This is a genomic window from Catenulispora pinistramenti (assembly GCF_018274385.1).
Taxonomy (GTDB): Bacteria; Actinomycetota; Actinomycetes; order Streptomycetales; family Catenulisporaceae; genus Catenulispora; species Catenulispora pinistramenti.
Map to the genome: position 1 here is coordinate 1 of NZ_JAAFYZ010000022.1, position 12,863 is coordinate 12,863.

General features: G+C 70.4%; 11 protein-coding genes. 3 read left to right on the forward strand and 8 right to left on the reverse strand.

Features of this window, described 5'->3' with window-relative positions; translation table 11 throughout:
* Positions 1-476: 476 nt before the first annotated feature.
* Positions 477-2,060, reverse strand: a complete 1,584-nt coding sequence (locus KGQ19_RS09185) for an MFS transporter (RefSeq protein ID WP_212008647.1) — start codon at positions 2,058-2,060, stop codon at positions 477-479.
* Between the two features lie 90 nt (positions 2,061-2,150).
* Between KGQ19_RS09185 and KGQ19_RS09190 the strand changes: the two genes are divergently transcribed.
* On the forward strand, positions 2,151-2,741 hold the full coding sequence (locus KGQ19_RS09190; RefSeq protein ID WP_212241711.1) for a helix-turn-helix domain-containing protein: 591 nt from the start codon (positions 2,151-2,153) through the stop codon (positions 2,739-2,741).
* A gap of 25 nt (positions 2,742-2,766) precedes the next feature.
* On the opposite strand, the gene KGQ19_RS09195 is transcribed toward KGQ19_RS09190, so the two are convergent.
* Positions 2,767-3,570, reverse strand: a complete 804-nt coding sequence (locus tag KGQ19_RS09195; protein WP_212008649.1) for an SAM-dependent methyltransferase — start codon at positions 3,568-3,570, stop codon at positions 2,767-2,769.
* 33 nt (positions 3,571-3,603) lie between these two features.
* A complete protein-coding gene (locus KGQ19_RS09200) occupies positions 3,604-4,221 on the reverse strand; it encodes an LUD domain-containing protein (protein WP_212008650.1) in 618 nt (205 codons plus the stop codon).
* A gap of 114 nt (positions 4,222-4,335) precedes the next feature.
* Here KGQ19_RS09200 and sigJ point away from each other — a divergent pair, with 114 nt between their 5' ends.
* Entirely contained in the window at positions 4,336-5,292 is a 957-nt protein-coding gene (gene sigJ, locus KGQ19_RS09205) for an RNA polymerase sigma factor SigJ (protein WP_212008651.1), read from the forward strand.
* Positions 5,293-5,346: 54 nt separating this feature from the next.
* Here the strand turns inward: sigJ and KGQ19_RS09210 are convergent, their stop codons facing one another.
* The 3 genes from KGQ19_RS09210 to KGQ19_RS09220 all read right to left on the reverse strand — a co-directional run bounded on the left by KGQ19_RS09210 (position 5,347) and on the right by KGQ19_RS09220 (position 7,737).
* Positions 5,347-5,757 carry a cytidine deaminase family protein gene (locus KGQ19_RS09210; RefSeq protein ID WP_212008652.1) on the reverse strand — a complete coding sequence of 137 codons (411 nt, stop codon included), beginning with the start codon at positions 5,755-5,757 and terminating at the stop codon, positions 5,347-5,349.
* A gap of 46 nt (positions 5,758-5,803) precedes the next feature.
* Positions 5,804-7,030: a serine hydrolase domain-containing protein gene (locus KGQ19_RS09215; protein WP_212008653.1), complete on the reverse strand. Its 1,227-nt coding sequence runs from the start codon at positions 7,028-7,030 to the stop codon at positions 5,804-5,806.
* A gap of 134 nt (positions 7,031-7,164) precedes the next feature.
* Complete coding sequence (locus KGQ19_RS09220; protein WP_230418393.1) at positions 7,165-7,737, reverse strand: helix-turn-helix domain-containing protein; 573 nt, start codon at positions 7,735-7,737, stop codon at positions 7,165-7,167.
* A 99-nt stretch (positions 7,738-7,836) separates the two neighbouring features.
* Between KGQ19_RS09220 and KGQ19_RS09225 the strand changes: the two genes are divergently transcribed.
* Positions 7,837-8,541, forward strand: coding sequence for a class I SAM-dependent methyltransferase (locus KGQ19_RS09225; RefSeq protein WP_212008655.1), 705 nt, complete (start codon positions 7,837-7,839; stop codon positions 8,539-8,541).
* Between the two features lie 89 nt (positions 8,542-8,630).
* On the opposite strand, the gene KGQ19_RS09230 is transcribed toward KGQ19_RS09225, so the two are convergent.
* On the reverse strand, positions 8,631-10,685 hold the full coding sequence (locus KGQ19_RS09230; protein WP_212008656.1) for a cell wall-binding repeat-containing protein: 2,055 nt from the start codon (positions 10,683-10,685) through the stop codon (positions 8,631-8,633).
* A 96-nt stretch (positions 10,686-10,781) separates the two neighbouring features.
* Positions 10,782-12,797 carry a cell wall-binding repeat-containing protein gene (locus tag KGQ19_RS09235; RefSeq protein ID WP_212008657.1) on the reverse strand — a complete coding sequence of 672 codons (2,016 nt, stop codon included), beginning with the start codon at positions 12,795-12,797 and terminating at the stop codon, positions 10,782-10,784.
* Positions 12,798-12,863 lie beyond the last annotated feature (66 nt).

A 12,863-nucleotide genomic window follows, 5' to 3' on the forward strand; every position in this document is an offset into this window, starting at 1 on the left:
GCTGACGACGCGACCGTGGGGAACGGACCGCACCACCTCACAGGCCGCAGCCGCTGAGACTAGATCGGCCACCCGAGGGAACCGCGCTAGTTTCCCTGAGGTTGCCGAGGCCCGCCGGAGGCCCGGCCCTTCACCATGGCTCTTGACCTTGACCTTGATCTTGACCTTGCCTGTGGCTGTTGATCTTGCTCTTGATCTGGCCCTTTGCCCTTGCCCGGACTTGCTGGAGTTGAAGAGGCCTGAGGTGGGGCGGGGTTGTGAACGCGGGAACCGGCAGCCGACAAACAAACACGCCGCCCCGAACCCCGAACCGGCTCAACTACGACCGAAGGCCGTAAAAATGCCTTGAAAACCCACAGACAAACCGCACCCGGCCCACAAACTCCATCCCCCCAAAAGACCCGAACCCGAACAGCCCACAGTCCCGGATAAGGACAGGCGCTCGATGCCGCTATAGCACTGGCGCGCAGAGCCGTTCAGCGCAGCTCGCCAACCAAGTCCTCACTCGCAGAACTCTCGTTCCCCGCTTCCGCTATCGCCCCCGCTCCCGCTACCGCCACCACCGAACCCTCCCGCCGCGCCCCAAGTACAAGCACGAACACCAGCAGCGCCGCCATCACCGCCGTGCCGGCCCACATGGCGTGCTGCCAGCCGGTGATGAAGGCGGCGCGGGCGGCGTGGGTCAGCGCTTGTGCCTGCGGGCCTGCTTCGTGGGCGGCCGTGAGGGCGTTGGCGATGCCTTGGCGGGCGGTGTCGGCGACGGGGGACGGGAGGGTGTGCAGGCGCGGGCTGATGGCGTTGCGGTAGCCGGTGGTGACCAGGGCGCCGAGGAGGGCGACGCCTAGGGCGGTGCCGAATTCGCGGGTGACGTCGTTCAGGGCTGAGCCGACTCCTTGCTGTTCCTGGGGGAGTGCGCTGGTGATGGCCTCGGTGGCGGGGGTCATCGTGAGGCCCAGGCCGAGGCCCATGGCGAGCATGCCGGGGAGGATCGACAGGTAGCCGCCGGAGACGCTGACCGAGGTGGCCATGAGGACCAGGCCGGCGCCGGCCAGTGCGATGCCGGTGGCCATCGTCGCGTGCCGGCCGATTCCGGCGGCCAGGCGTGGGGCCAGGCCGGAGGCCGCCATCATCAGCAGGGCCATCGGCATGAGGGCCAGGGTGGAGCGCAGGCCGGACCAGCCGAGGACGGCCTCGAAGAACGGGAACAGGACCACGAAGATGCCGGCCAGGACGCCGAAGACGACCAGGAGCGACACTGAGCCGCGGGCCAGGCCGCGCTGGCGGAAGAGGCGGACGTCGAGCAGCGGTGCCGTGGTCCGCAGCTCCCGGGCCACGAATCCGGCGGCTGCGGCGACGCCGACCAGTGCGCTCGCCAGCGTCGTGGGGGTGGTCCAGCCGCTGGCCGGGCCTTCCTGGAGGAAGTAGACCAGGCCGACCACGGCGACCATCGAGGACAAGGCGCCGACCAGGTCGAAGCCGTGCGCCGACTCCTGGCGCGAGTTGGGGACGGAGCGCAGCGTCATGGCGCCGGCCACCACCACGAGCACCACCGGCAGCACGAACAGCCAGCGCCAGCTGGCCAGGTCGACCAGGGCCGCGGATAGGAACATGCCGAGGATGCCGCCGCCTCCGGCCACGCCGCTCCAGACGCCGATCGCCTTGGCCCGCTCGTCCTCCGGGAAGGTCGAGGTGATGACGGCGAGGGTGACCGGCATGATCATCGCCGCCCCGACCCCGCTCAGGAACCGGGCCCCCAGCAGGATTTCCGGGGAGGTGGCCAGCCCGGCCGCCGCGCTGGCGACGCCGAAGGTGGCCAGGCCGGCCAGCAGCATCGGCTTGCGGCCCCAGCGGTCGCCGAGGGCGCCGAGCGGGAGCAGGAGCGCGGCCAGGGTGATGGTGTAGACGTTGATGATCCACAGGACCTGGGTCTGCGAGGCGCCGAACGCGGTCGACAGCTCCGGCTGTGCGACGTTCAGCCCGGACACCGAGGCGATGACCGCCATGAGCGCGATGCAGACCGCGGCCAGGATCGTGCGGCGTTGCCGGATCGTGGTTGGCATGGGATTCCTTTCGACGGCGGTACGTCTCCCAAGGTGCGCGGCGCCGCCGCCGGAAGGCAAACATCTTTGCCGAATGGCAAAATGGCGGGTATGCCGGACGACCACGAAGACATCGACCGCACCCTGGACGCCGTCGGCCCGCGGCTGAAGCGGCTCCGCCAGCGCAGTGACGTCACCCTCATCGACCTGGCGAAACAGACCGGGATCTCGGCCAGCACGCTGTCCCGGCTGGAAGCCGGCCTGCGCCGCCCGACGCTGGAGCAGCTGCTACCGCTGGCCCGCGCGCACGGCGTCACGCTCGACGAACTCGTCGACGCGCCGCCGACCGGCGACCCGCGCCTGCACCTGCGTCCCATCCCGTGCGGGGACGGCTCGGTGATCCTGCCGCTGACCCGCAGACCGGGCGGGATCCAGGCGTACAAGTTCGTGCTGCCGGCCGGTGGCGACGATGAGGAGCCGGAGCTGCGGACGCACGAGGGGTTCGACTGGGTCTACGTCCTGAACGGGACGCTTCGGCTGGTGCTCGGAGAACACGACCTCCTGCTGAAAGCAGGGGAGGTCGCGGAGTTCGACACCCGCACGCCGCATTGGTTCGGCGCCACTGCCGCCGGACCGGTCGAGTATCTGAGCCTGATCGGGCGGCAGGGCGAGCGGGCCCATATTCGGGCCGTGACTAAGTAGTTCGTGGTAGTTCGTTGTAAGTCGGTCAGGGCTTGCGTGCGACTCCGCAGTAGTACCAGATCCGCTCGGACCCCTCCGGCGGCTCGCCATCCGGCCGCCACCACGGCAGATGCGCCACCCCGGGCTCGACCAACTCCAGGCCGTCGAAGAACCCGGAGACGGCAGCCTCGGGGCGCAGCACGATCGGCGCCGAGGCCTTGTCGTACGCCGCCGCGGCCGCCCGGGCCCGCTCGGAGTCGAAGTCGTCGGTGACGTGCGAGACCGTGAGGTAGCTCCCGGAGGGCAGCGCCTTCAGCAGCCGCGCGAGGATCCCGCGCGGGTCCTCGTCATCTGTCACGAAGTGCAGCACGGCCACCAGCATCAGCGCGATCGGCTGGTCGAAGTCCAGCGCGGCGCGCACCTCGGGGTGGTCCAGGATCTCCTCGGGCCGCCGCAGATCGGCCTGCACGACCGTGGTCGGCGCCAGATCCGGCTGCACCAGCAGGGCCCGGGAGTGCGCCAACACGATCGGGTCGTTGTCGACGCAGACCACGTGCGAACCCGGCGCCACCGAGTGCGCGACCTCCCCGGTCCCGCCGGGTCCGGGGATGCCGGTGCCGATGTCCAGGAACTGCCGGATGCCCGCACCGGCCAGATACCGCACGGCACGCCCGAGGAACGCGCGGTTGGCCTGCGCCATCGCGAACGCCTCGGGGTAGAACTCCAGGACCTTCGCGGCGGCGGCCCGGTCGACCGGGTAGTTGTCCTTGCCGGAGAGGAAGTAGTCGTACATCCGCGCCGGGTGCGCTATAGAGGTGTCCACCTCAGGTGCTATCCAGCCCTCGTTCATGGCCGGAATCGTACCCTGACGCCGGAGGGTGGATCAGAACCCGATGACCTCTCGCAGGAGCAGTACGGTGCCACGCCCCGGAATCAGTTCCCTATTGAGGACAAGCAGGCGGCTCACAATAGAGGGCGAGCCATACGCCGCCATTGTGCGCTTGCTCTCTAGAGGGAGACTGTGTTCCTCTACCCGGCGTAGCGCAGTAGTCAGGTCGGGTACTACCTTCTGCGCGCCGACGATCCAGATCGCATGCGCGGCGCCGCCGGCGCTGGCCGGTAGTTGGCTTCCGGTCCCCGACGCCAGGACCAGCGAGCCGGTCTCGGTGACCGCGGCGACACTGTTCACGACGTAGTCGGGGGTCGCGGTCAGCTTGCGGATCGTGTCCGCTTCGGTGGCGCGGTCGGCGGCCAGGACCCGCGGCCGGATGGCGTCGTATCGGCTTCCGCTATTGATGTCGGAGTCGATACCGGACTCACGCAGGGTCTGGCTCGCGCCGGTGAAGACGCTGGCACCGGCGGGGATCAGGCTCTTCAGGCGGATGCGGGCGGTCGCGACGTCGTCGAGGATTTCGACGGCGAAACCGCGGTTTTGGAGCGCGGCGGCCGCTCGTTCCAGTTGTTCTGCAGAGGCTGGGATGGCAAACGTGGAGTCGTTCATACCAATACGACAAGACGGCTCTGCAGAGTGTGAGGCGTGTCGGCCTCACAGTGGGGAGGGCTGTCTTGTCGTAATAGGTGGGGGCATAGATGCGAGCGAGGAGACGGGGACACTATGACGGCGCCATCCGAGCCGAAGCCGGACCCGGACCCGGACTCTGGAGAAGCTGATCCCGGCCTGAGCGCGCTCATGAGTGAGCGGCGTCAGCTGATCAACCTCGGCTACCGGCTCCTCGGATCCCTCGCCGACGCCGAGGACGTCGTCCAGGAGACCTACCTCCGCTGGTACGCCTTGTCCGCGCAGCAACAACAGGCGATCGAGTCGCCCGGCGCGTGGCTGATGACGGTCGCCAGCCGCATCTGCCTGAACCAGCTCGCGTCGGCGCGGGTGAGGCGGGAATCGTATGTGGGCGAGTGGATCCCGGAGCCGCTGCCCGAGCCCGGGGAGTGGATCACCGGGCAGCCGGGTGCCGGCGGGCTCGATCCGGCGGACCGCGTCACCCTCGACGAGTCGGTGACCATGGCGTTCCTGGTCGTGCTCGACGCGATGACCCCCGCCGAGCGGGTGGCGTTCGTCCTGCACGACGTGTACCGATTCCCGTTCCCCGAGATCGCCGAGATCGTCGGCCGCACCCCGGCTGCCTGCCGCCAACTGGCCTCGTCCGCCCGCCGCCGCATCCGTGCCGCGCGGGCGCCGGACGGACCGAGTACCGAGCAGGCGGCGATCGTGCGCGACTTCAAGGCGGCGTGGGCGGCCCAGGACATCGACGCGCTGATCGGCCTGCTCGACCCGGACGCCACCGCGACCGCCGACGGCGGCGGCCTGGTCAACGCGCACCTGGACCCGATCATGGGCGGCGTGCGAGTGGCGCACGCCTACGCCGAACTCGCCGGTCGGGTGCGCGACCGCGCGACGTTCCTGGAATACACGGTCAACGGCCGGCCCGGCCTGGTCGCGGTGCAGGACGGCCGCACCGTGAGCGTGTTCGCGTTCGACATCGTGGGCGGGCGGATCCGGCACATCTGGGCGGTGGCGAACCCCGAGAAGATCCGGCCGTGGCGGCTCGGCTGAAACGCGGCTGCGACCGAGCGCGAATCTGTCACGTGCGAATCAGCCGAGTGCACCTCAGTCCAGCGGATCAGGCCATTCGTGCGCGGGCAGCAACTCCCGCAGCGCCGCGCTCCGCGCCCGCCCCAGAACCACCTCGGTGTCGATGTTGCCCCAGTCCACCTGCCGAATGAACTCCCGACACCGCCCGCACGGCGGCAGTACATACCAAGTCCCGTCGTCCCCGCGCCATACCGCCACGATCCGCGCGATCCGATACTCGCGGGCGGTGACCATGGCGGCGATGGCAGCGTGCTCGGCGCAGAACCCGGTCCCCGAACCGGTGTCGATGCACACGCCGCGGTAGAGGTTCCCGCCCTCGGTGACCAACGCCGCGCCGACGTTGCCGAACAGACGGTCTCCCACGCGGTGCGGATACACGACCGCCTGGGCCGCGGCGATGAGCTCGTCATGGGAAGCGCTGATCATCTTGCGGAAGGTACCGATATCGACTTTCGAGGGCCAGCGATTTACCTCAGTGCTTCGAGGTCTTCGAGGTGTTTGAGGTGTTCGAGGCTTTCGATGTCTTGGCCGCGCCGCAGAACGCCGGGCTCAGCGCTGCCCGCAAAGCTGCGAAGACGTTGTTGTTGTTCGACACGTTCGCCGAGATCGTCACCTGCCGGCTGCCGTCCTTGGTCGAGTACGCGTACGTCTCGTAGCCCTCGACGATGCCGTCGTGCCCGTAGACGTCCACGCCGCACGGCAGCTTGTACTCGCGCATCCCCAACCCGTAGAGCGAGGCCCCGGTGGAGTCGACCGGGGTGGTGGCCTCCATCTCCGCGAGTTCCTGCGGCGGCAGGACGTGGCCGGTGGTCAGGGCCCGCAGATACTTGTCCAGGTCACCGGTGCTGGAGATGGCGGCGCCGGCGGCCCAGATCCAGGATCCGGTCTGGGCGGTGGCGTCGGACAGGGCCTTGGCCGGGTCGTCCTGGGTGAGGTAGCCGACCGCGTGCGGGCCGGAGATCCCGGTGTCGGGCACCACGAAGCTGGTCTGTTCCAGGCCGAGCGGCTGGATGAGCTCCCGGTTCAGCAGGTCGGCGTACTTCGTGCCGGTGACGTGTTCGAGCAGCAGGCCCAGGACGACGAAGTTGGTGTTCGAGTACTCGTAGGACGTACCGGCGCGGAAGTCCGGACCGTGCTTGACCGCCATCGCCACCAGCGCGGCCGGGTCGTAGGTCTGGTAGCGGAATCGCTGGTAGGTGCGGACGGTGTCGCCGGCGATCAGGGCATTGCTGTAGTCGTGCAGCCCGCTGCGGTGGTCGAGCAGGTCCCGGACGGTGATCGTCGAGCCGGCCGGCAGCAGTCCGGCGGGCAGGTAGTCGGTCGCCGGGGCGTCCAGGCGTACCCGGCCCGCGGCGACCAGCTTGAGCACCATGACCGCGGTGAAGCTCTTCGTGATGCTGCCGATCCGGAAGCGGCCCCGCGGATCCACGGACGTCTTGGCCGAGATGTCGCCGAGCCCGACGGAGACGGTGGTCGGCGTGACGTGGCCGTTCGCCGAGTCCTCGATCCGCGCGAAGACCCCCGGCGCACCGTCCGCGACCACCCTGTCCAGGGCCGATCGCAGGCTCTCGGCATCCGATCCGCCGGTCCAGGACCGCGAATCCATCGCCTGGGCGCTGCCGGCGCTACACAACGTGGCGCCGAGCAGGCCGGTGACCACGGCGACGATGATCTTGTGCCGGGTGCCAAGCCGCGTCATGGGATCCCTGCCTCGTCGCTCGAAACAACCAGCCGTATCAGGCTTTTGATCTGGTGCCTGGTACGAGCCTATGCGAGCGGGGGCGGGAAATCGTGGACCGCCGCAGGGGCGAATCAGGTGGTCCGGACCGTGAATCAGGCGGTCCGGACCAACAGATGCGCGCGTTCCCCCTGCTTCCCGAACAGAATGAGGAGTTCGACAGTCTGGTCGCCGTCCGCCCCGAGCCAGTGCGGCACCTGCGTGTCGAACTCGGCGGCCTCGCCCGCCTTGAGCACCAGACTCTGGTCGCCCAGCAGAAGCCGCAGCCGGCCGGCGATGACGTAGAGCCACTCGAAGCCCTCGTGCGTTTTCAGGTCGGGCTCGACGCCGGGGCGGGGCGGGATGAGCAGCTTGTGGGCCATGACGCCGCCGGGGTGGCTGAGCGGGATGTGGGTCATGCCGTGGCGGTTCACCGGACGCGGGTGGATCCGCGGGTCGCCGGTGCGGGGCGCGCCGACCAGGTCGTCGAGCGGGACGGCGTAGACCTCGGCCAGCGGGAGCAGCAGTTCCAGGGTCGGCTTGCGGGAGCCGCCTTCGAGCCGGGACAGGGTGCTCTCGTTGATGCCGGTGCGTTCGGCGAGGTCCGCGAGGGTCATCCCGCGGCGCCGGCGCAGTTCGCGCAGGCGCGGGCCGACGGCGTCCAGGACGTTCTGCTTCGAGAGGGCCATGACTCCAGGTTGCTGAAACGGCATGGAATCTTGCAACTCCGGCGGCGCGCGGCGCACGGTCGATGACGGAGCGACCACCCGCGAGCAGAGGAATCCCGCATGCAGCCGCACTTCGATACCGCCACTGATGCTGACACCGCCACTGACACTGGCTCGGCTACTGACACTGATTCGGCTACTGACACTGACTCGGCGACCTTCTGGGAGGGCTTCTACTCCCGCGCCGACCCGCGCTGGGGCACCAGACCGAACGTCGTGCTCGAAGGCCTGGTGACCGCCTTCGCCCGGACCCCGGGCACGGCGCTGGACCTGGGTTGCGGCCACGGCGGCGACGCGATCTGGCTGGCCGGGAACGGCTGGGACGTCACCGCGGCCGACGTGGCCCAGACCGCCCTGGACCGGGTCGCCGAGAGCGCGTGGGCGGCCAGCCTGGCCGGGCGGGTCCATCCGGTGCGCCACGATCTGGCCGAGAGCTTTCCCGAGGGGGAGTTCGACCTGGTCAGCGCCACCTACTTCCAGACCCCCATCGAGATCCCGCGCACCGAGGTGCTGCGCCGGGCCGCGCGAGCGGTGGCGCCGGACGGGCTGCTGATCGTGGTGGAGCACGCCTCGGTGCCGCCGTGGTCGTGGCAGGCGGGTCAGGACATCCGGTTCCCGACGCCCGCAGAGGTGCTGGCCTCGCTGGAACTCGGCGCGGGCTGGCGGGTCGAGCGGTGTGACGCGCCCGAACGCGAGGCCGCCGGGCCCGAGGGACAGACCGCGATGGTCGTCGAGAACGTCATCGTGGTGCGGCGGGTCGGCTGAGGACGAAGCGGTTCCCGGGTAATACGAAGGCGCGCCCAGAGCGATCCTGTTTGTGGACCGTCGAGGCGCGCCACTTCAACGCTGACTACCTACGGCAGCGCCGGAGCATCGCGGTCGAACGCCGCGTTCCACGCGCCGAGCCCGAACGCGTTGTTCGCGATCGCCGCGAGCGCCTTGTCCGGAACGGCCGCCGTGCCGCCGAACACGACCAGCCCCTTCAGGTGAGCAGCGCTCACGATGGCACTCTGCGAACCGGGTGTGCCCGAGGCGTCGGCGAGCAGCAGCGGGCCGCCCTGGTTGCCGATCAGCGCCCCGCCGGCCAGCGCGTCCGGCCAGGTACCCGCGGTCGCGACGCCGACCATCGGGTAGCGGCCCGCGGCACCGGAGCCGAACAGCGACGACTTGGCCACCGCGGCCGCGGTCTCGTAGCGGTTCGCACCGGCCAGCGGGGTGACGCCGGTCCAGCTCGGGAAGGCCGCCGAGACCGCCTTCACCGCCTGGCCGCCGACCGCGTAGACGTGCTGGACGTGCGGGTCGATCTGCTTCAGGTACGCGGCGGTCTCCGGCGGCATGCTGGTGCCGTCGGTGAGGACCACGACGCCGCCGTTGTCGCCGTTGGACTCGCCCATCCCGGTGTAGCGGTCCTGCCCGGCCGCGACTCCGGCGGTCAGCGCGTCCGGGTAGTCGACGCCGGTGGCGATCAGCACCGAGTCGGTCTGATGCGGCGTCCCGCCGATCTCGGTCGCGATCGCGACGGCGGTCGCGTACCGGTTGTCGCCGGAGACCCGATTGACAGAGAAGCCGAGCGCGGTCAGCTGGTTCGCCACCGCGGGGCTCAGTGCGGAGGTGCCGCCGAGCACGTACACGGTCGCGTGCGGCTGCAGGATCCGGGTGAGCTCCGCCGCGACGCCCTTGTCGAGCGCGGCGGTCGGGGTGAGCAGGAGCGGGCCGTTGCTCTGGATCGCCAGTGCGGTGCCGCCGAGCGCGTCGGCGAAGGTGTCGCTGCGGGCCAGGACGGCCGCGGAGGCCTTGCGGCCGCTGCCGTTCTTGGCGTCGTACGTCCACTTCGACGCCGCGATCGAGGTGGCGATCCGGTCGCCGCCGCCGACGCGGTCGGCGACCGGCCGGGTGCCGAAGTTCGCCGGGCCGTCGACCCAGTCCACGAACTGCACCGGGATGACGCCGGGCTTGGCGCCGACGATCGTGACGACCGTGTGCGGGGTCTGGTTCACCGCGTCCGGCGCGGTCTGGATGGTCGAGGTGTAGGTGTCCTGTCCGGCGCCGGTCTCGGCGTAGGACGTGTCCGCGTAGACCAGGTCGCCGGACGGGCCGAACCCGAGTGCCCCCAGGCTGTGGTCCGGGGCCAGTTGGACCGTGTGGTGCATGATGTCGTCGCTGTTCATCGGGTTGACGATCAACGTTTCCAGCGACTGGTTCGAGCCGGGCTTGGACAGCGGGTAGTCCATGACGTACCGGGTGCCGTCGGGCGAGATCGCCGACGGTTCGATCGACTGGCCCCCGGTCGGCACCGGAAGCAGGTCGCCCGGCCGGTGGATCGCATAGCCGGCGTACTGGGCGGGAGACTTACCGGAGCAGGCCCGGGCGAAGTAGATGTAGCCGTTGTGCGTGGTCTGCGGCGAGGTGTCCTTGCAGTTGCCGGAGTCGGCGAACGCGACGGTCGGGGTTCCGGTGCCGTCGGCGTTCACCTGGAAGATCTGGCCGTTGGCCGAGTAGTAGACCACCTTGCCGTCCGGCGACCAGGCCACCTTCGGCTGGTAGACGTTGGCGTCCAGAGCGGCGAGCTTGTGCGCGCCGGTGCCGTCCGCCGCGGCCACCCACAGCGCCACCGCGTTGCCGGTGCCGCCGGCCGCGAAGGCGGCGTGTGATCCGTCCGGCGAGTACTTCAGACCGGACACCGCCATGGTGGTCGGGTCGTAGTCGCCGCCGGAAGGTGTGATCGTGTGCTGGTTCGTGCCGTCGGTGTTGACGACCGTCCAGCCCGGTCCGCTCCCGCCGAAGGCGATGAACGAGTTCTGGTAGGCCGGAGCGGCCTGTGCCGCGGGCTGCGATAGGGCGAGCATCCCGCCGATCGCGGCCGCGGCCACCGCGGCCGCGCCCAGGCGGACGCGTATGCGTGAGGTCATTTCTTGGAGTTCCTTAGTAGACGCACAGCAGACGAGAGAACGCGAAGCGATGGAGTACGGGACTACTTGAGCGCCGGAGCTACTTGAGCGCTGGAGCTACTTGAGCGCCGGAGCCTGACGGTTCAGGCCCTTGTCCCAGCCGCCCACGCCGAACGCGAGGTCGGCGGTGGCGGAAAGTGCCTTGTCGGAGACCACGGACGTGCCGCCGAACACCGCGATGCCGCCGAGCCCGGGAGTCCCCAGGACGCTCGCCTCCTGCGGGGTCAGGCCGTTGGGACCGGACAGCAGCAGCGGTCCGTGCTGCAGCCCGATCAGCGCGCCGCCGGACAGCGCGTCGGGCCAGTTCGCGGCGGTCGCGACGCCGACCTCGTGGAGCGTGGGGCCGAACACCGAGTGCGTGGCGACCAGGTAGGCGGTCTCGTAGCGGTTGGCGCCGGCCAGCGGCGTGGTCCGGCCCTTCCACTGCGGGAACGCCTTGGCCACCGCGGTGGTCGCCGGGCCGCCGACCGTGTAGATGTGGGTCGTGGCCGGGTTGAGCGTGGCCAGGTAGGCCTGGGTCCACGGCAGTAGGGCCGAGCCGTCCGAGAGCATCACGACGCCGGTGCCGTCCGGGTCCTGGGCCGCCGCCGCGCCCGCGGTCAGGGCGTCGGGGTAGTCGACGCCGGTGGCGACGAACACCGAGTGCGGAGCGGCGCTCGGGACCAGGTGGCCGCCGACGTTGCTGTAGCCGGTGATCTGGTCGGCGATGGCCTGCGCGGTGCCGTAACGGTCGTCGGCGTAAGCCTTGCCGTCGCCGGCCAGCCGCACCGGCGTGAAGCCCAACGCGCCGACTTGGGTGTCGATCTCGTCGCTCAGCGCCCTGGTCCCGCCCAGGATGTAGACGTTCGCGCCGCGCGGCAGGATCCGGGTCAGCTCGGCCTGCACCCGCGGGTCCAGCGAGGTGGTGCCGGTCATGAACAGCGGGCCGTCTTTCTCGGCGGCCAGCGCGTTGCCCGCGAGCGCGTCGGCAGCCAGGTCCGAGCGGGTGATGACGGCGCTGGCCGCCTGCCGGCCGCCGGTGCCGACGGCGTCGAATGACCACTGCGAGGCCCGGACCGAGGTGTCGACGCGGTCCGCGCCGCCGATCCGGTCGGCCACCGGCCGGGCCGGGGCGGTGCTCGCGCCGGTCTGCCAGCCGGCCTCGAAGGAGGCGTCGGGGTCGGCCTGGGTGCTGAGCGGGACCAGCGGTGAGTTCGCCTTGGCGGCGACCTTGTTCAGGACGCCGAGTTGGCCCCCGGAACCGTTGGCCTTGGTGGTCCAGGCGAGCAGGCTCTTGCCGTCCGGGGACCAGGTGATCGCGCCGCCCAAGGTCGTGGAGCTGATCTGGATCTTGACACCGCCGGCGGCCGGGGTGATGAACAAACCGCTGTCCGGGCCGAAGCTGTACGCGGTGTAGGCGATCCAGTTGCCGTCAGGGGAGAAGGCCAGGGACCGCGGCCGGAAGGCCAGATTGCGCAGAGTGGTCGCACCGGGGTCGAGGGCCACGGCCGTGGGCATCGATGTGCCGGCGCACTGCTCGGCGAACACGACGCGCCCGTTCGGAGCCACCGTCGGCGAGGTCGACCAGCAGTTCGCCTGTCCGGGCAGCTCGGCCAGGCCCGACCCGTCCGTGCCGACGACATCGATCTTGCCGGCGGTGCTCGGGCTGGTCAGCACGAAGTAGATCTTCTTGCCGTCAGGCGACCAGGCCAGCTGGCCCACGCCGGTCTGCCCGCCGAGAACGCGGCGCGCGTTCGCCCCGGACGCGTCGGCGATCCACAGTTCGCCGCTCGCCGGAGTGTTGTTTGCAGCCGGCACCGTCACCGCGAACGCGACCTTGGTGCCGTCCGCCGAATAGACGACCTGCGTGACGTGGCCGTCGCCGGTGTACCCGCCGCCGGTCGGCGTGACCGTCTGGACGTTGGAGCCGTCGGCGTCGGACTGGCTCCAGCCGGCGGTGTTCGTGGGCCAGGCGATGTGGCCGTTGACGTGGGCGGCGGCCGCCTGAGCGGCCGTCGACGGCAGCGCGATGGCCCCGGCGGCCGCGGCGAGCACGCCGACCGAGGCCAGCACGCGGGATGCGCGTCGGGACATGGTGGGACCCCCTCCTGATGGACTTGAGGGGATCTTGGATCCGGGCGCCTCCCGGTGGCTCGTGCA

Bases quoted from the DNA above. Each gene is read 5' to 3' on its own strand.
- KGQ19_RS09185 (WP_212008647.1), bottom strand. From the start codon at position 2,060: ATGCCAACCACGATCCGGCAACGCCGCACGATCCTGGCCGCGGTCTGC.
- KGQ19_RS09190 (WP_212241711.1), top strand. From the start codon at position 2,151: ATGCCGGACGACCACGAAGACATCGACCGCACCCTGGACGCCGTCGGC.
- KGQ19_RS09195 (WP_212008649.1), bottom strand. From the start codon at position 3,570: ATGAACGAGGGCTGGATAGCACCTGAGGTGGACACCTCTATAGCGCAC.
- KGQ19_RS09200 (WP_212008650.1), bottom strand. From the start codon at position 4,221: ATGAACGACTCCACGTTTGCCATCCCAGCCTCTGCAGAACAACTGGAA.
- sigJ (WP_212008651.1), top strand. From the start codon at position 4,336: ATGACGGCGCCATCCGAGCCGAAGCCGGACCCGGACCCGGACTCTGGA.
- KGQ19_RS09210 (WP_212008652.1), bottom strand. From the start codon at position 5,757: ATGATCAGCGCTTCCCATGACGAGCTCATCGCCGCGGCCCAGGCGGTC.
- KGQ19_RS09215 (WP_212008653.1), bottom strand. From the start codon at position 7,030: ATGACGCGGCTTGGCACCCGGCACAAGATCATCGTCGCCGTGGTCACC.
- KGQ19_RS09220 (WP_230418393.1), bottom strand. From the start codon at position 7,737: ATGGCCCTCTCGAAGCAGAACGTCCTGGACGCCGTCGGCCCGCGCCTG.
- KGQ19_RS09225 (WP_212008655.1), top strand. From the start codon at position 7,837: ATGCAGCCGCACTTCGATACCGCCACTGATGCTGACACCGCCACTGAC.
- KGQ19_RS09230 (WP_212008656.1), bottom strand. From the start codon at position 10,685: ATGACCTCACGCATACGCGTCCGCCTGGGCGCGGCCGCGGTGGCCGCG.
- KGQ19_RS09235 (WP_212008657.1), bottom strand. From the start codon at position 12,797: ATGTCCCGACGCGCATCCCGCGTGCTGGCCTCGGTCGGCGTGCTCGCC.